This window comes from Christiangramia qingdaonensis, from assembly GCF_048381525.1.
Classification (GTDB): Bacteria; Bacteroidota; Bacteroidia; order Flavobacteriales; family Flavobacteriaceae; genus Christiangramia.
On record NZ_JBLWIM010000012.1, the window covers coordinates 1323286 to 1342069 of the forward strand.

The 18784-nt window shown below is 36.1% G+C and carries 18 protein-coding genes; 15 read left to right on the top strand and 3 right to left on the bottom strand.

Annotation, left to right across the window (positions count from 1 at the left end; genetic code table 11):
- The 14 genes from ACNI3T_RS11065 to ACNI3T_RS11130 all read left to right on the top strand — a co-directional run.
- On the top strand, positions 1-297 hold a 297-nt coding region (locus tag ACNI3T_RS11065), incomplete at its 5' end, for a hypothetical protein (RefSeq protein ID WP_418227834.1).
- Positions 287-1708: an MBOAT family O-acyltransferase gene (locus ACNI3T_RS11070; RefSeq protein ID WP_418227835.1), complete on the top strand. Its 1422-nt coding sequence runs from the start codon at positions 287-289 to the stop codon at positions 1706-1708. The genes ACNI3T_RS11065 and ACNI3T_RS11070, both read left to right, overlap by 11 nt.
- Positions 1709-1821: 113 nt before the next feature.
- The gene (locus tag ACNI3T_RS11075) at positions 1822-2577 is read left to right on the top strand and encodes a hypothetical protein (protein ID WP_418227836.1); all 756 of its coding nucleotides are present in this window, start codon (positions 1822-1824) and stop codon (positions 2575-2577) included.
- 8 nt (positions 2578-2585) lie between these two features.
- Positions 2586-3740 (top strand): glycosyltransferase family 4 protein, encoded by a 1155-nt coding sequence (locus ACNI3T_RS11080; RefSeq protein ID WP_418227837.1) that lies wholly within the window; start codon positions 2586-2588, stop codon positions 3738-3740.
- Between the two features lie 12 nt (positions 3741-3752).
- A complete protein-coding gene (locus ACNI3T_RS11085) occupies positions 3753-5294 on the top strand; it encodes a glycosyltransferase family 2 protein (protein ID WP_418227838.1) in 1542 nt (513 codons plus the stop codon).
- Between the two features lie 38 nt (positions 5295-5332).
- Positions 5333-6325 (top strand): glycosyltransferase family 2 protein, encoded by a 993-nt coding sequence (locus ACNI3T_RS11090; RefSeq protein WP_418227839.1) that lies wholly within the window; start codon positions 5333-5335, stop codon positions 6323-6325.
- A complete protein-coding gene (locus ACNI3T_RS11095) occupies positions 6322-7302 on the top strand; it encodes a glycosyltransferase (protein WP_418227840.1) in 981 nt (326 codons plus the stop codon). The genes ACNI3T_RS11090 and ACNI3T_RS11095 overlap by 4 nt, the downstream gene beginning before the upstream one ends.
- Positions 7303-7314: 12 nt before the next feature.
- Positions 7315-8118, top strand: a complete 804-nt coding sequence (locus ACNI3T_RS11100; RefSeq protein ID WP_418227841.1) for a class I SAM-dependent methyltransferase — start codon at positions 7315-7317, stop codon at positions 8116-8118.
- Complete coding sequence (locus ACNI3T_RS11105; protein WP_418227842.1) at positions 8115-9224, top strand: glycosyltransferase family 4 protein; 1110 nt, start codon at positions 8115-8117, stop codon at positions 9222-9224. The genes ACNI3T_RS11100 and ACNI3T_RS11105 overlap by 4 nt, the downstream gene beginning before the upstream one ends.
- Positions 9221-10279, top strand: coding sequence for a glycosyltransferase (locus tag ACNI3T_RS11110; protein ID WP_418227843.1), 1059 nt, complete (start codon positions 9221-9223; stop codon positions 10277-10279). The genes ACNI3T_RS11105 and ACNI3T_RS11110 overlap by 4 nt, the downstream gene beginning before the upstream one ends.
- A complete protein-coding gene (locus ACNI3T_RS11115; protein WP_418227844.1) occupies positions 10276-11640 on the top strand; it encodes an O-antigen ligase family protein in 1365 nt (454 codons plus the stop codon). Before ACNI3T_RS11110 ends, ACNI3T_RS11115 begins: the two co-directional genes overlap by 4 nt.
- Positions 11597-12610 carry a glycosyltransferase family 4 protein gene (locus ACNI3T_RS11120; protein WP_418227845.1) on the top strand — a complete coding sequence of 338 codons (1014 nt, stop codon included), beginning with the start codon at positions 11597-11599 and terminating at the stop codon, positions 12608-12610. The genes ACNI3T_RS11115 and ACNI3T_RS11120 overlap by 44 nt, the downstream gene beginning before the upstream one ends.
- Positions 12610-13614 carry a glycosyltransferase family 4 protein gene (locus ACNI3T_RS11125; RefSeq protein ID WP_418227846.1) on the top strand — a complete coding sequence of 335 codons (1005 nt, stop codon included), beginning with the start codon at positions 12610-12612 and terminating at the stop codon, positions 13612-13614. The genes ACNI3T_RS11120 and ACNI3T_RS11125 overlap by 1 nt, the downstream gene beginning before the upstream one ends.
- Positions 13615-13653: 39 nt before the next feature.
- Positions 13654-15048 (top strand): sugar transferase, encoded by a 1395-nt coding sequence (locus ACNI3T_RS11130; RefSeq protein WP_418227847.1) that lies wholly within the window; start codon positions 13654-13656, stop codon positions 15046-15048.
- Between the two features lie 113 nt (positions 15049-15161).
- Here the strand turns inward: ACNI3T_RS11130 and lnt are convergent, their stop codons facing one another.
- Entirely contained in the window at positions 15162-16757 is a 1596-nt protein-coding gene (lnt, locus tag ACNI3T_RS11135; RefSeq protein WP_418227848.1) for an apolipoprotein N-acyltransferase, read from the bottom strand.
- 139 nt (positions 16758-16896) lie between these two features.
- Between lnt and ACNI3T_RS11140 the strand changes: the two genes are divergently transcribed.
- The gene (locus ACNI3T_RS11140; RefSeq protein ID WP_418227849.1) at positions 16897-17646 is read left to right on the top strand and encodes a CDP-alcohol phosphatidyltransferase family protein; all 750 of its coding nucleotides are present in this window, start codon (positions 16897-16899) and stop codon (positions 17644-17646) included.
- Here the strand turns inward: ACNI3T_RS11140 and lptB are convergent.
- Both lptB and ACNI3T_RS11150 read right to left on the bottom strand, forming a co-directional pair.
- A complete protein-coding gene (gene lptB / locus ACNI3T_RS11145) occupies positions 17643-18383 on the bottom strand; it encodes an LPS export ABC transporter ATP-binding protein (protein WP_026914497.1) in 741 nt (246 codons plus the stop codon). The two genes, ACNI3T_RS11140 and lptB, sit on opposite strands and share 4 nt — an antisense overlap.
- 39 nt (positions 18384-18422) lie before the next feature.
- Positions 18423-18770, bottom strand: a complete 348-nt coding sequence (locus ACNI3T_RS11150; RefSeq protein WP_141878394.1) for a carboxymuconolactone decarboxylase family protein — start codon at positions 18768-18770, stop codon at positions 18423-18425.
- Between the last annotated feature and the right edge of the window lie 14 nt (positions 18771-18784).

Sequence of the window (18784 nt, forward strand, 5' to 3'; positions counted from 1 at the left end):
TTAGAAGACCAATTAGAATCAGATAGAAGCATTTATTATTTTTTTACCTGGGCACCAGAGTATGAAGAAAGACTGATTATTAACCAGACTTCAGTTTCTAAAATCAAAATGAAAATTGAAGAGATTATCAGAGACTATCCGAATGCATATTTCCTTGATTACTCATCACATCCTTTATCGAAAAATGCAAATCTGTTTTATGATACATTTCATCTGAATGCTAAAGGAGCTAAAATCTTTTCGAAGATAATAGGAGAGGATATTAATCAAATATTAGAAAGAAACCATGCTCTTTAATTCTATAGCTTTCTTAATTTTTTTACCTACTGTTTTTATACTTTTTTGGTTTGTTCTAAAACCTTATCACAAACTTCAAAATTTATTGATAGTTGTGGCCAGTTATATTTTTTATGGCTGGTGGGACTACAGATTTTTATTTTTAATCTTTATTAGTACGATCGTAGATTATATAGTAGGCCTTTTCTTGGCAACTGAAAATAGACAGAAGGCCAGAAACTTATTACTCTGGCTAAGTTTATCTTTCAATCTTGGGATTCTCGGTGTTTTTAAATATTATGATTTTTTTCTTACTTCTTTAATTTCAACTTTTCAAAGTGCTGGAATAGAATTAAATATTCAAAGTTTAAATATTATACTTCCTGTTGGTATCTCTTTTTATACTTTCCAAACCTTAAGTTATACCATAGATGTTTGGAAAAGAGAATTAGAGCCAACAAGAAATTTTATCAATTTTGCCGGCTTCGTATCATTTTTTCCACAATTAGTTGCGGGTCCAATTGAAAGAGCTTCCAGTCTTCTGCCACAGTTCAATACTCATAAAAAGTTTAATAGTGATCTTGCCATTTCAGGTATCAATCTTATAATATGGGGTCTATTCAAAAAAGTAGTAATTGCAGATAACGCTGCAGTGTATAGCGATGCAATTTTTGAAAACTATGAGAATCATGATAGTTTAACGCTTATTCTTGGAGCATTTTATTTTGCTTTCCAAATCTATGGCGATTTCTCCGGCTATTCTGATATTGCCATAGGTACGGGTAGGTTGTTTGGTTTTCGGCTAATGAGAAATTTCAACTATCCCTATTTTTCCAGGAATATAGGTGAATTCTGGAAGCGATGGCATATATCCCTATCCACCTGGTTTCGTGATTATGTATATATACCCCTAGGTGGTTCAAGAATGAATAAGTTTTTTACAATTAGAAATATTTTAATTGTCTTTTTATTAAGTGGATTATGGCATGGTGCTAATTGGACATTTATATTATGGGGCGGGATACATGCATTTTTGTTTTTACCTGTATTTTTCCTCAAAAATTCTCGTCAAAAAACTTCAGACCATATTGAATTAAATTTAAGAAATCTATTTAGGATAATTTTTACTTTCAGCAGTGTATGTTTTGCATGGATATTTTTCAGAGCGGAAAATTTATTCCAGGCATTTGATTATATAAAGATTTTATTAAGCAACTTGAATTTTAAAATTGCATATCTATCAATAGAAAGATACAATATTGAATTAGTAGGTTTGATTGTATTCTTTGTGATATTTGAATGGTTGCACAGACATGAAGAACATCCCTTTTATGGGAAGTATAGAATCATTAAGCTTATTTTGGTCATTTTAATTATGCTTGTAATGGGTAAGTTTTTTGGGTATAATGAATTTATATATTTTCAATTTTAATGAGGCTGTTCTTAAAATATCTAATTATAATATTCCTTGCAGTATTAAGCTTGTCTTTTACTCTAGATCTTATTTATACCTCTATTTATAAGAAATCCTCGCCTCGCAATAAAGTGCAGAATCTTTTAAAAGTTTCGGATAAGCATTATGATATAGCTTTCTATGGTTCTTCCCGAGTGGAGAGGCATATAGACTGTGAATTGATTTCCAAGATGACGGGTAAAAAATGTATAAATTTTGGTTTTTCAGGAGCCTCTTTAGGAGATATACTCATCTTATCAAAAATTCATAAAAGAAATAATATAAGCTTTGATACTGTTCTTGTACAGCTAGATTATAATTATAATACAATTGGTTTGACTCCTTATTTTGAAGCTAATCTTGCACCTCATATGACCGATTCTATAGTTGCGAATGAATTTTTAAAACAAAAGGAGTACTTTATTTATCGGTGGGTTCCATTCTACAGGTACTTAAAAAACGAAAAAGTTTTGGGATTTCGAGAACTGATGAGTTCATTTAACACTACAAATTCTAATAGGAATATCAAGATTGGTTTTTCACCCAAATTCGGTACTGGTGACGAGTTAGCCGGGCGTTTTCCGAATACATTAAACTCAAATAATATTAGATTGGAAAAGTTTGAAGAGGAATTTCAAGATATTGCTAAGTTTTATTTTACAGCACCCTATTGTAAAAAATTAGAAAACAGATCAAAAATAAATGAATTGAAGAATAAGGTCTCTTCTTATAAAAATTACGCAGCTTTATTTGATAATAATTCTGAATACTATTTTAATTGTGGACATTTAAATATAAATGGAGCAAAAGCCTTTACTCTAAAGATTATCAACGATTTCGATTTATAGTGAATAGTATGCACATAGCCTTTCTTACCCCTGAATATCCTAATAAACAATTTGGAGCCTCGGCAGGTTTGGGAACAAGTATGCAGAATCTAGCCCTCTCACTGGTTGAAAAGGGTATAAAGGTGAGTGTTTTTGTGTATGGACAGAAAGAGAAGCTGGTCTTTCATGAATCTGGCATTAATTTCATTGGTATAAAGCAAAGAAAATATAGATTTTTCGGCTGGTACCTGTATCGCAAACATCTTCAAAAAGTAGTTAATGAAACAATTAAAAAGGAAAGAATTGATCTGGTCGAGGCCCCAGATTGGACGGGGATTACAGCTTTTATAAACTTACGGTCACCACTTGTTATAAGATTGCACGGATCGGATGCATATTTTTGCAGATTAGAGGGTAGAAAGCAAAAATTCAAGAACAGACTTTTTGAGAAAAAAGCTTTGAGTGATGCTGATCATTTGATTTCGGTAAGTGAATATGCTGCCAAACTCACTAAGGAGGTTTTTGGGTTGAAAAATTCTATTGAAGTTATTCCTAATAGTATTTCTTTAAACGAGTTTAGTGTATCTGCTAATGTTGAATTAGTGCAAAACAGAATTCTTTATTTTGGCAGCCTTATCCGGAAAAAAGGAGTTCTGGAATTAGCAGAGATCTTTAATTTGATCATTATACAAAATAATAGAGCAGAACTATTACTGATAGGCAAAGATGTAATTGATATATTCGAGAAGGTATCAACCCTTGAGCTGTTTAATAAGAAACTATCACCGGAGGCTTCCCTTTCTGTAAAATATATAGCAGAAATTCCTTATCAAGAGATTAAGAAATATATAGTTTCAGCTCAGGTGGTAGCATTGCCTAGTTTTGCAGAAGCGCTACCTATGACCTGGCTAGAAGCTATGGCGATGGAGAAGCCTTTGGTCACTTCCAATATTGGCTGGGCTAATGAAATTATGATCGATGGCAGCACTGGATATACGGTATCACCATTGAAACATGATATCTTTGCCAATCGGGTTCTGGACTTACTTGCAAATCCTGAGAAAGCTCAAAAGATGGGAAAAAAGGCAAGAGAGCAGATTAAAAATAAATTTTCAACATCAATAGTGGTGGAGCGGAATATTAGTTTTTACAGAGAAGTAATCAGCAAAAGAAAGGAATACTAATCTTCAATTGATATGATATTTTTTATTCATAAGAATTCCACTATCCCTGTAAAGGCAATTAGAAACGGGACAAATATTGATATTAGTAGTAAGTCATGCACAGAGTCTTTGTGGGAACTTGCAAATAATTTTCCAGATGAATTCCTAATCTGGGTAGAGGAAGAATTCCAGAATGACCTTCTAGCTGAGAACCTAAAAAAGATTTTTTACCACGATAGGATCATGGCCTCTTATAGTCTTAAAACGCAATATCTATCAGACGATATTGGCTATATAGATCAGTTACCATTTATAAATGTTGCGAGAGATGTAAAGTATCCTACATGGCAGATGAGTACCGATATTGGCGGAGTACATAGTTCGGTCCTCTTAAAGTTTCAATCTCAACTTGCAGAAATCCCGAGTTTGGGATATCTATTGGATTCTGTAGCTAAAACAGGACAGCAAAATGGTTTGTTCTGTTATTCAGATCCTGGTTTGATCGATTTGAAAGGGCAAAATAAACTTGGAGTAAAGGCTGACAACACAGATTTGTTTGCCTTCGTTGCACAGCATTATAAAGTCATTTGGTCCTTTGTACTTCTATATAGCCTTATAAGGTATGAGAAGAACTTTCCTCTTTTTGCATTTATAAATTCATTCTTTAAAGCAGATTTTTTTAAAATGCAAGTTGATTTATCTGACATTGAAATAGAAAATGCAGATAGAAGTCAGGTAGATTCCATAGATATTATCATTCCAACAATTGGCAGGCCTCAGTTTTTATATCAGGTGGTTAAAGATCTAAGCCAACAAAGTCTTTTACCCAAAAGGGTTATTATTATTGAACAAAACCCAGATCCAGAATCGACTTCTGAAATATCAGATTTAATTAATACTGAATGGTCATTTGAAATAATCCACCATTTTACACATAAGACAGGTGCGTGTATGGCAAGAAATATGGCTTTAAAAGAGGTGCGTTCAGAATGGATTTTCTTTGCAGATGATGATATAAGAGTCCCGGGAAAAGTATTGGAACAAACTATAAGTGAGGCAAAGAGGCTAGGAGTAGATTGTATAAACCTGAATTGTAAACAGCCGGGAGAAGCTACCGTTTTTAGGAAAATAAAACAGTGGGGAAGCTTTGGATCGGGCACCAGTGTGGTTAGAAGCAAGTTTGCCAGCCTTCATAGATTTTCAGAAGTATATGAGCACGGATACGGAGAAGATTCAGATTATGGAATGAAATTACGACAATCTGGTTGTGATATTATCTACCATCCAGATCTGGTTATTCAACATTTAAAGGCGCCAATTGGTGGATTCAGAAAGAAGCCAACTTTAGATTGGGAAAGGGAAAAACCATTGCCGAAACCATCTCCAACGATCATGATCTTTTCTAAAAGATACTTTACCAAAAAACAGATCAAAGGCTATAGGATTTCTCTAATACTTAAGTCATACAAAAATCAACCTATACGGAATCCTCTCAGTTATTTAAGGAGTATGAGAAAAAGGTGGGAATTAAGTGAATTGTGGTCCAGGGAACTTGTGACTAGAAATACGGAATAATTAAATACACCGGCTAATTAAATTATAAATTTGCTCCAATGAAATTTAGTCTGATCATTTGTACTTACCAGCGGCCTGAAGCTCTTCTAACTCTGCTGAATTCAGTAAGAGAGCAGTCCCTGTATCCAGATCAGATAATTGTAGTAGACGGTTCAAAGGATAATAGGAGTAAGATCGAGTTGGATAAGAATAAATTTTCAAATCTGGATTATTTTAAGGTAAGTTCTGAAAAGAGAGGTCTTACAAAGCAAAGAAACATAGGGGTTGATAAACTTCATGAAAATATTAATATTGCTTGTTTTCTGGATGATGATATTGTTTTAACCCCACGTTATTTCGAGAATCTAATTGCTGGATTTAAAAGATTTCCTAATGCTGTAGGATTTGGAGGTTATATCCTTGATGAATCCAATTGGGAGAAGAGAAATGGAGCTATCAATTATGATGAATTTGAAATAGACGGATTTGTAAGAAAATTAGGAAGCAGGAATTTGTTACGTAAGCAACTTGGACTTCTAAGCAATAAACCGCCAGGAGTCATGCCTGACTTTTCAAACGGACTTACAGTTTCTTTTTTACCTCCAACTGGTGAAATCTATGAAGTAGAGTATTTCATGGGGGGAGCAGCGGCTTATAATACATCAATTTTCAGGAAAATTAAATTTTCGTCCTATTTTGAGGGCTACGGATTGTATGAAGACATGGATTTTTGCCTGAGAGTAGGATCATACGGGAAACTTTATGTGAACACAGCAGCAACATTATATCATTATCATGAAGCGTCGGGAAGACCTGATTATTTTAAATATGGCCAAATGGTAATTAATAATGGATGGTATGTTTGGCATTTAAAATATCCCAGACCCACACTAAAGGCGTTATTAAAATGGGTTGGGACTGCTCTTTTACTAATTTTAATAAGATTAGGGAATACCATCAATACAGAACATAGATCTCAGGCATTGGGAGACGCCTTAGGCAGAATTACCGCATTGATCACAATTCCTCTTAATAAAAATCTTAAGCGATGAAAGTGATCATATATGCAGCGGTAGATGTATTTTATTATTCATTTTATATCGAAGGTTTTTATAAGGTTTTTGGCCGAAATAATGTAGATTTTCAGAGTTCAGCTTTTCCATCTTTTCCTGAAAGGACATTTGCGGCTATTGTTCAGAATAAAAATGAGGAGATAAAAGTTGCTATTGATGCCTTTGATTCACCAAGGATGAACGAAGAACTGGCTAATTGGAGTGATATCTATGGAAAAGTAAATTATCAAAGCGACAAGATCCCGACTGGGTTCTCAGAGAAGGTGAAGCCCATAGGACCTAGTTTTGGTATCAGAATATGGAATCTACCGCAACTTTTATATTATTCAGTAGTGAATTATAGAAAGGCAAAAGGGCTTATATATATGAAAGAGAATTTTTTTAAGAACTACTGGCGTCAGTACAGGCGTTTGCCTCTTAAAAAATACCAGCCAAATAACAAATCAGACCATAACTACATCTATTTTATTAGTAGTTTATGGAAAAAGGAAGATCGGGTAAATAGGAAAAGAGCTGAATTTATACTGGCTTGTAGAAGTATGGATGAAATCAATTTTGAAGGTGGATTTGCGCCAAGATCTGATGATGATACCTTAAGTTATGATAAACTAATCGCCAACAGAATAGGTTTAAAGGATTATATTCGAAAGATAAAAAAATCGATTCTGGTTTTCAACACACCTGCAGTTGAGGATTGTCATGGCTGGAAATTAGCCGAATACCTTGCTTTAGGGAAGGCAATTATAAGTACCAGGATGTTCAATGAATTTCCTGTGGATCTTGTTAACGGTAAACACCTATATATACTTGATAAAAATGAATACCTTGAAAAAGTAATACAGAAAATAAGTCAAAATCCGGATTTCAGATCTTCTTTAGAAAGAAATGCAAGATCGTATTATGAGCATAACCTCAGACCGGAGATAGTAATTTACAGTTTATTGAAAAATTCATAAGCAGGACAGAAAATGACAGATGAGGTCAATAAAAGGCAAAAGGAGTTTTATGAAAATAAGAGCAAGAATTCTATAACTAAAATATGGTCTTATTTTAGAAATGGAATTCTTAATAAAATCAGACAAAATATTGGGGTTCAAGACGAGATTTATCAACTTCATAAAAGTTGGCTGGGAGACCTTTCTAATAAGAAAGTGTTGGACTTAGGTTGTTATGAGGGTAATTCGCTGTCCTACTATCTAGCATCAAGTTCAGCCAAGTATATTGGAGTAGATCTAAGCGAAAAGGGTATAAATATTCTGAATAGAAAATTTGAAAGTCTGCCAAATGCCTCTGGGTTGAGTGTAGATTTTTTATCCTCAGATTTTGGAGAGAAAGATTTTGATGTTATTTATGCCTATGGCGTTTTACATCATTTCCAGGACACAGATCATTTAATAAATAAATTAAAGGAAAAGCTCAAACCTGAAGGTAAAATAATTAGTTATGATCCTTTACAAACCAGTTTGCCAATAAAGTTCATCAGGACTATTTATCGTCCGTTTCAATCTGACAGGGCATGGGAATGGCCATTTACAAAGAAAGTATTTTATAAGTATCAGAGATCTTTTGAGATCGTTGAGAAGAGAGCAATTCTGGGAAAAACAAAATGGTTCTTTTTGATAAACCTAATGCCTTTCTCAGCTGAATACAAACAATCAAAAGCACGTGAACTCCATAAAGAAGATTGGGAAAAATCTTCTGTTTCAGAAAAGTATATGTTCAATTGTATGCATCTTACGATGTTAATGCAAAATAGACGAGAAACTAAATGAGATTTGCGGTCTTTACACATGTTCCTCATTACCTTAAGGGTAACAGCAAATTTGCTTATGCTCCATATGTTAGAGAAATGGACCTTTGGTTCGAGCTAACATCTAAGGTAGAATTAGTAGCGCCTGTAGCGACCAACCTATCTAAGAAGGATCAGGCTTATAAAAGAAAGGATGTTTTATTTTCCCCAATTCCTTCTATCTCTTTTTTAGGAATAAGAGACACAATATTCTCTGTGATAAAAATTCCTAGGATAGTATTTAAAATTTTCAGAGCAATGCTAAAAGCAGATCATCTGCATATTCGCTGCCCCGGGAATATAGGTTTGCTATCATGCCTTCTTCAGATTATATTTCCAGGAAAACCTAAGACTTTTAAGTATGCCGGGAACTGGGATCCGTCTAGTAGTCAACCATGGTCCTACAGATTTCAGAAATATTTAATATCGAATACAAAACTTACCAAAAATGCCAAGGTTCTGGTTTATGGTGAATGGAATGGTAAGAGGAACTCAAATATTCATTCTTTTTTCACTGCAAGTTATCATTCTCATGAGATTATGGGAATAGAAAAAGAATTCTCAGCACCGTTTAGATTTTTATTTGTGGGTAGTATGACTTCCGGAAAAAGGCCATTGTTAGCCATACAGATCATTGAATTTTTAAGGGCTTCGGGAAGAGATGTTCATTTAGATCTTTATGGTTCTGGTACTAAGATAAAAGAACTTAGAAATTATATAGAGAGCAAAAGATTGGGTGCTATTATTAATTTGCACGGGGACCAGGAGCCATCTGTAATAAAAGAAGCATATCAGAACGCACATTTTTCAATATTACCTTCCAGAAGTGAAGGCTGGCCAAAAGCGATAGCAGAGGCAATGTTTTTTGGTTGTATCCCTATAGCAACAGCAATTTCATGTATGCCCTGGATGCTGGATAAGGGTAAACGAGGGATTCTGATTGAACCGGATGTTCTTTTTGCTACTAAAGCTATTCGAGAAATAATGGACGATCCAGTTAAAATGGAGAGAATTTCTAAAGATGCTATGAGATGGTCTCAGCAATATACTCTGGATTATTTTCAAGCCGAAATTAAAGAATTATTATGAGAATTCTACAGTTAATAGATACTCTTCACCCTGGCGGAGCAGAGCAGATGGCGGTAAATTATGCCAATGCTCTTACTGAGTATGGTATAGATTCTCAAATATGTGTAACCAGAGAAAATGGTCTTTTGAAGGAGAAAATCGATCCACGAATTAAGTTTCATTTTCTGAATAAAAGGAAAGTTTACGATCTTGCGGCATTATACAAACTATTGTCAATTATAAGAAAGGAAAAGATAGACATAGTTCATGCCCATTCCTCTTCCTGGTTTTTTGCTGCTCTTTGCAAATATACTGGAGGTAATTTTAAACTGATGTGGCATGATCATTATGGTAATTCTGAGTTTCTCGAAAACAGATCATTGCAACCCCTTAAATTCTTTTCAAAAAAAATTGATGGAATTATTTCTGTGGATGAGAAATTGAAAAAATGGGGAGAAGAGAATTTAAATTCGGAGCAGTATATTTCTTTAAACAACTTTGTTAAAATTCCTGAAATTAATAACCAAGTTTCAAATCCACTTCAGGGAGATTCTGAGTTCAATCTTATTTGCGTAGCCAATCTCAGGCCTCAGAAAGATCATTATACTCTACTGGAAGCATTTAAAATAGTTAATGAAAAATTTAAGGTCTCTCTTCATTTGCTTGGGAAAAAATTTCAAGATGACTATAGTGTGAAGCTATTGAAAAAAATTAACAATGAGGAAAATGTATATTACTACGGTTCTATGGATAATATTTTTCCTTATTTATATTATTCAGATATTGGATTGCTTTCCTCAAATTCAGAAGCTCTACCCTTAGTTCTATTAGAGTACGGGTATTCTAATTTGCCGGTAGTTTGTACTGATGTTGGTTCCTGTGCAGCAATACTTGGAAATCATGGTTCGATCATAGAGCCTTCCAATCCTAAGGTTTTTGCAGAAAGTATCATGAAACTACTTGAGAACGGAGAAAGGCGATTGCAAGAAGGAGCAGCATTAAACAGAAGAATAAAACAACTATATTCGATTGATAAAGTAGTATCTGCATATATAAATTTTACTAAGTCCCTATGATCAAGGACAATTGGAAAAATAATAAGTTCTATATCCGTATGCTAATACTTCATGTGGGGTATGGTTTTCTTATTTATCTTATTCCAGCCCTCGCAAAGGTCATTTTACTGGGAATTCTGGCAACATTCACCTTTATAATCCTAGACAGAAAGAATAAGGGAAATGAAGCATTAATGGCCGCCGCGTACATTGCGGGTGGTGAAGTATTTTTCAGACAAACAAGTGCAGTAATTTTCTATGAGACAGGAAAATATGCTGTAATAATTTTTTTACTCATAGGCATGTTCTTCAAAGGGGCATCATCTAAAACAGTTCCATTCTGGGTTTATCTGCTCATTTTATTTCCAGGTGTGGTCATGGTAACATTTACCATGAGCTATGATTTTGAATTTAGAAAACAAGTTGCCTTTAATTTAGCAGGACCAGTATGCCTCGGTGTCTCCGCATTATATTGCTATTACAAAAAGATTAAAAAAGAAGACTATCAGAGAGTATTGATTATGCTATTGATGCCCATCCTTGCTCAGATGATTTATCTTTTCCTGTATACACCAAGTATGGATGCGGTAAAAATTAATCTTCAGGGAAACTATTCTGCAACAGGTGGATTTGGACCTAACCAAATATCAACTGTATTTGGAATGGGGGCTTTTCTATTATGTACAAGATTATTTACCATTCGGAATAAATGGATCAATATTATAGATGCAATCTTATTAGTATCAATAGGGTATAGAGCAGTGATAACCTTTTCAAGGGGAGGAGTGTTAACTTCAATTATTTGTATTGTAAGCTTTCTAATTTTCTTTTATTATAAGCAAGACAGGAAAATTATGGAAGGCACCAATAAAAGAATTTTCGGGGTGCTGGGAATGCTTATTTTGATATGGGTATCTTCCTTTGCTCAAACCAGTGGATTAATTGGTAATAGATATGCAAATAGAAATGCTGCAGGGGAATTAAAAAGCGATATTTCTACTGGAAGGGTAGAATTAATAGAAACTGAATTGACGGCCTTTTACAAGCATCCAATTACTGGTATTGGTGTAGGGAAGGGTAGAGAATACAGACAGGAAACTTTAGGGATAGAAATTGCCTCGCACAACGAAATTAGTAGATTGCTGTCAGAACACGGAGTTTTAGGTATCTTTGCTTTAGCGATTCTTATCTTTGTTCCTTTAATATTCTGGTTTAAATTTCAAAATAACTATTACTTTCTGGCTTTTGTGGCTTTTTGGTTTTTAACTATCAATCACTCTGCCATGAGAATAGCTATGCCGGCTTTCGTTTATGGCCTCGCATTATTATATATAGTAGATGAAAAAAAGAATCCTGTACATAGGAAACGACTTACGTATTAATAGTTTTACCGTCACCTATATTTCTTTTTTCAGTAAAATGTTAAGGAAGGAGGGCTATGAGGTTAAAACTGCATCCACGAGATCAAACAAGGCCTTGAGACTTACTGAAATGCTTGGGTTGATCGCACGTTATAAGAATTCTACAGATATTGTTCTTATCGATACTTACGGGGCCCTGAACTTTTATTATGCCTATCTGGTTGGCAAGGCCTGTCAGTTATCAAATCTCGCATATATTCCTATTCTACACGGTGGAAATCTTCCGGAACGACTGCAAAGATCTAAATCATTCAGTGAGAGTCTATTTGGAAACTCAAAGGTTAATATAGCACCCTCGATGTTTTTAAAGAATGCTTTTGAAAAGCACGGCTTTCAAAAGACCAGAGTCATTCCTAACGCCATAAAAACGTCAAACTACCCTTTTAAAAGGCGTGAAAGTTTTCAGCCTAAATTGCTGTGGGTACGACGGTTTCAGGAACGTTATAATCCTATTATGGCTATAGAAGTATTGAAGTTCATCTCTGAAAAATATCCAAAGGCAAGTCTTTGTATGGTAGGCCCGGAAAAGGATGGAACTATGAAAACCTGTAAGAAACTTGTGGAGAAATATGATCTTGATGTTCGTTTTACCGGGAAATTAAAGAAGAAATACTGGTCTTCTCTATCTCAACATTATGACTTTTTTATAAATACCACCACTGTGGATAATACCCCAATAAGCGTCATTGAAGCGATGAGCCTTGGCCTGGTGGTAGTTAGTACGAATGTTGGCGGAATGCCACAGCTAATTGATCATTCTATGGACGGAATTCTGGTGCAGGATCGTTCTGCTCAACAAATGGCTGTTGCTATTCAGGACATCGTGGAAAACCCGCAAGTAGGGGTATTACTCTGTAAAAATGCTAAAAGCAAGGTAGATGAATTTGACTGGAGTTGTGTAAGAGATGACTGGAATCAAGTTCTGGCCTGATGCAAAGAATCCTCTATATAGGTAACAAACTTGAAAAATGGGGGAGAACTCCAACGGCAGTTGATACTATTCCAGATCTGCTCAAAACTGAAGGTTTAGAAATTGTATCGATCTCAACCTTTCAAAACAAATTCCTGAGACTTCTAGAGATGTGCCTGTATTGCTTATTTAGCAACTATCAAAAGGTTCTTATCGACACCTACAGTACTCAGAATTTTATTTATGCAAAACTCTGCGGGAGTATAGCCAGGCTAAGAGGGAAAGACTACTATTTTATTTTGCATGGCGGTAACTTATCGAACAGGCTTAGGTCCTCTGGTAATTATGTAACAAGTCTATTTCAGAACGCCACAAAATTAGTGGCTCCTTCAAGATACCTTTATCAGCAGTTTGATCAGCTGGGTTACGAGAATCTTATTTGCATTCCCAATGCTATTCCTCTTCAAAATTATACTTTCCAGCACCGTATTCATATCACTCCAAAATTGCTGTGGATTCGTTCATTTCAGCAACTTTACAACCCCAAATTAGCCATTCAGGTACTGGAAAATTTATCAGACCTCTATCCTGAAAGCGAACTCTGCATGGTAGGACCTGATAAGGATGGTAGTCATGAACAACTTAAGAATTATGTGGAGAAAAATGACCTAAAAGTTAGCTTTCCAGGGAAACTTTCTAAACCTGATTTAATTTCGCTATCTGAGGATTACTGTATTTTTCTGAATACTTCAAATGTGGATAACACTCCCGTTAGTGTCGTGGAGGCGATGGCTCTCGGCTTACCTGTGGTTTCAACAAATGTTGGTGGGATGCCATATCTAATCCAAAATGAACACACCGGTCTTCTGGTAACACCAGATGATGCTAAAGCGATGACTACTACTTGCATTAAATTGATATCTGAGCCTGGATTTAGCGCTCAACTTGCTAAAAATGCCAGAATCCAAGTAGAGAACTTCGATTGGGAACGAGTTAAACACCAATGGCTGGATTTGCTAAGCTAAAAGTTCTATATTTATCGGCACATTACCAGCCCTGCCGCAATGTCGAAAAAGCCTATTTTTCATTTTGAAATCTCTGAGCGAAAGTTTCTATTAAAACTTTTCGATATTCTCTTTGCCTTACTTTCTCTTACTATTGTCGGAATAATTTTTCAGTTTGACTACTTCAGAATTAATTCTGATACCTGGACGTGGACGCTGGTATTTATAGTTTATCTCAGTTTCTTCGGAAATGTATTTGAACTTTATGACCTTCAGAAGGCAGACCGGTTTGACAGTGTGTTAAAAAACGTCCTGCTAACTACCAGTCTTACTGTTCTGTTCTATATGCTAACGCCTTTGCTTACTCCAAGTTTGCCAGAAAACAGACTACAGATCATCTTTTTCTTTCTCTCAGTGGCCATTTCACTACTTATCTGGAGATCTCTTTATATCAGTCTGATTTCAAGTCCAAGATTCTATAAGCGGGTTCTCGTAGTAGGCGACTCTTTTGATATCAAGTTGATCGCTGAATCCCTGCAAAAAGCTGATCCTAATTATTTTGTAGTAGGCTACATTAATACCGACGAAACTTTGAAAACTGATATCGCCAGAGAAGATCTTTTAAGGTTTGAAGTAGAGGAACTCGTGCAGACCGTCAAGGATGAGCATATTAGTGAGATTGTTGTTACCAGTGCATTTCAACGAGGATTGATGTTGCCACTTTACAATCAGCTAAGCAAACTTCAGAAGCAGGGGTTTTCGATTCGTGATTATTCGCAGGTCTATGAGGAGATCACCCAAAGAATCCCGGTGCAAAATGTAGATAAAGATTTTTACCGCTATTTTCCCTTCAGTAGAAATCACCAGAATAAATTTTACCTGCTGGCCTTTCGGAGTTTTGATATCCTAGTTTCAATAGTCGGAATTCTAGTTGGAGTAATACTAAGTCCTTTTATTATCACCGGAAACCTGATCGCGAATCGTGGAAAGACCTTTTACTTTCAGGAGCGGGTTGGCAAGAATGGTGAGGTTTTCAAAATTGTAAAATTGAGAACCATGAATAAGGATGCGGAGATCTCAGGACCACAATTTGCTCAGAAAAAAGACCTCAGAGTTACTAAATTTGGCCGATTCCTGCGTAGATCCAGACTGGATGAAATTCCGCAGTTTTACAACGTGTTACTTGGAGATATGAGTTTGATCGGGCCAAGACCTGAGCGTCCTGTCTTCGTGGATGAACTTTCAGAACTTATTCCTTTCTACGATACCCGGCACATCATTAAACCCGGCTTAACTGGCTGGGCCCAGGTAATGGCAAACTATGGAGATTGCTATGACGATAGTCTGGAAAAACTTCAGTATGACCTTTATTATATCAAACATCGCGGAATCTTTCTCGACCTAAGTATACTTTTAAAAACCTTTAGTACCGTTCTATTTTTTAGAGGACAGTAAAAGCTAGAGGTTGTCTGTTTTACGTTTTGGTTGTTGTATGGTTCTTAGATTTAGGTAGTCTGCTTTCAGTCTTCAGTTGAAGTGAAAATGGAAAGAAGCTGGAATCTCAGCTCTTACGCAGGTCTTTTTCTATTATATTTTACTACGGAAAATAAGAAGATGAATAATGTTAAAAACTGAGCGATTCTTGCCAGGTAATCTCCGTATTGCGAATAAAAAGTTAGCTCATTCTGGATTCCCACTTGCCCTGAAATGCTGCCACGCTCCTCATATGCTAAAGTTTTTAATATATCACCGCGGGAATTTATGATCGCTGATATTCCGGTATTGGCACTTCTCGCTACGTATCTTCTATTTTCTATAGCTCGCAACCTCGCATAGCTTAAATGCTGCTGATGTCCTTGTGTGTCACCCCACCACGCATCATTGGTAATAATGCTTAGAAAATTCGCACCATTTTCCACATATCCGGTTACATACTCTCCGTACACCGATTCGTAGCAGATAATTGGTGCAGTTCCCAACGAGTCCTCAAAATAAAGCACTTCCCGCTTTTCCTGAGTGGTTTTCATCGCAACCGTGCCTCCAAGATCGATCATTACATTACCAAGTATTGGTTTCAAAATATCCTGATACGGGAAATTCTCCACGCCTACGACCAGTTTTGATTTATGGTATAATTGCAAACTATCTGCGTGATCACTGATCATAAATGCAGAGTTATAATCATCATACCAGTCGTTAGGACCGATTCTATTCGATTGTCTGCGGACTTTCCCAGGATCATTGAACCTTTCGTATAAGGTAATTCCTCCCAGAAAGGATAATTCATTATCTAGTTGGCTTATTTGCTCACCGTAAAATATTCCTTCAGAATTGTTGAGGTTCTTCAGTTGTGTACCATCAGCAAAAACCGTTTCCGGAGCAATGATCAAATCTGTTTCTGGGGTCACAGCTTTTGCAGATAGTTCAAGCAGCAGCTCCCCGATCTTTCGATCTGTAGTATTATATTTCTCAGTATAAGGATTGATATTTGGCTGAAGGATAACCACATCTATGAATTCCTCAGGTTCCTCGTATGTCCAGTATAGAACCCCAGAAATTAGCATTGGAATACCAATAAGCAAAAAGACCTTTACCGCGGCACTTGCTATGATCGCTTTGTCTTTAAATTCCCGGTATGATAAAATGGACTTGAAGATGGCGATGTTCAGTATCCATACCCATAATGTTCCTCCAAAGGTTCCTGTAAATTCGTACCATTGAATCCATGCTGGAACTTCTGAAAATACGTTCCCAAGATTAAGCCACGGCCAGGAAAAGTCCCAGTTCAAGTGTATCTTTTCAAAAACCATCCAGATGCTGATAAGGAATGCTGAAGCAGCTTTAAACCCAGTTCTCTTAGCTACAATATGGTATAAGAGAAAGACTGTAGACATCAAAAGCGAATTAGCCAATATGGCGAAAACTCCACCAAATGGAGTGGAGTTGTAAATCCACCAGGTAGTAATCACATTCCAGACAAAGAAAGTAAGATAGGAAAGAGCAAAAACTTTCAGTTTAACCTTGCTTTCAGAATAATTACGAATTTTAAATTCAGCATAAAGTAGGGGTACAAAACCTAGAAATATGAAAATTGGAAATCCATAAGTTGGCCATGAAATTGCCAGAATGATCCCGCTAAGAAGGGCTAGAAGAAAGTTTTTCATAGATGCTGAAGTCTGCTCAAAAATAATAAACTTATACAGGAAACATTATATTTAGCTGACTAGCTTTTCATATAACAGTATTTTTAGAGGCTTTTAAATTCAAAATGTTAGTTTAGTGGATTCTATTTAAAACAGTCAAATGGGCTTAAAAAAACACGTTCCGAATCTAATTACTTCTTTAAACCTGCTATCTGGTAGTATCGCAGTTATTTTTGCTGTACAGGGAAACCTGGTGCTGGCTGCTATATTTGTAGCTGCAGGGATATTTTTCGACTTCTTTGACGGTCTCGCCGCGCGTGCACTTGATGTAAAAAGTGAAGTAGGACTACAAATGGATTCGCTGGCAGATGTTGTTACCAGCGGAGTAGTGCCAGGAATCGTAATGTACCAGTTGATCGTAAAAGCTTTACCATCCAGCGGTAGCTTATCCACCGATTGGAATTCCTCAGAATTTGAGTTGAACCTGCAACCCTTTGCGCTTATAGGCTTATTAATTATAGTAGCTTCAGCCTATAGATTGGCAAAATTCAATGTAGATGATCGCCAAACCGACTCTTTTATTGGTCTTCCAACTCCGGCGAATGCTTTACTGATCCTTAGTTTACCGCTAATTCTTACCTATGAGTCTGTCCCAGTGATCAATCAATTGATCCTGAACGAATGGTTTTTAGTTGGATTAACAATCTTGAGCTGTATTCTTCTGAATGCCGAACTACCTTTATTCGCGCTGAAATTTTCAGATTGGGGATTTAAAGAAAATAAGCTTCGTTACTTCTTTATGATCAGTTGTCTAGTGCTTATTGTACTGCTGAAGTTTATTGCGATCCCTGTAATCATTCTGTTTTATGTATTACTTTCAGTAATTTCGAATAAGAAAGCAACAGCTTAATTAAAAATCTTTTTCTTTCTAAGTTCGAAGTTCTGTCCAAGATAAACTTTACGTACCATTTCATCTTCGGCAAGTTCTTCGGGCATTCCATGTTTTAAGATGCTTCCTTCGAACATAAGGTAAGTTCTGTCGGTAATTGCCAGGGTTTCCTGCACGTTGTGATCGGTAATGAGAATACCGATATTCTTGTCTTTTAACTGAGCAACAATTCTCTGAATGTCCTCTACCGCCACTGGATCTACCCCGGCAAATGGCTCATCCAGGAGAATGAAATTTGGATCTGTAGCCAAAGCTCTGGCAATTTCCGTTCTCCGACGCTCACCACCACTCAAAAGGTCCCCACGGCTTTTGCGTATGTGACCAAGTCCAAATTCTTCGATAAGCGATTCCATCTTCATTAGTCGCTCTTTCTTGGATAGTTTCGTTAGTTCCAGAACGCTGAGAATATTGTCCTCGATACTCAGCTTCCTGAAAACAGAAGCTTCCTGGGCAAGGTATCCAATTCCATGCTGTGCACGTTTGTACATGGGGAATTTGGTAATGTTCTGCTTATCCAGAATAATGTTCCCGCTATTGGGTTTGATCAAACCTACGATCATATAAAAGGAAGTGGTTTTACCCGCACCATTCGGTCCAAGTAATCCCACGATCTCTCCCTGATTAACTTCTACAGAAATTCCTTTTACAACATTTCTTCCTTTATAGGTCTTGATCAGATTTTCAGCGCGTAGTTTCATATTCTCAATTTATTCTGAATAAGCAGAAATTGTTCCGTTTTATTCCTGGGCTTCCAAAGCTTCCCAATATTCGTAAGCACGTCTAAGGTGAGGGATCACAATAGTTCCACCTATAAGAGTACCAATACTCAGGGTTTCCATTACTTCCTCTTTGGTAATTCCTTCATTATAACTCGCTTCCAGGTGATATCTAACACAGTCATCACAACGTAAAACCGTAGAAGCAACCAGTCCAAGTAATTCTTTGGTTTTTTTATCCAGGGCACCTTCAGTAAAAGCATTGGTGTCCAGATTAAAGATTCTTTTAATGATCTTATTATTGTCACCAAGAATCTTATCGTTCATCTTGGCACGGTACGAATTAAATTCGTCCACTTGATTTGTCATAGCTTAATTGTTGA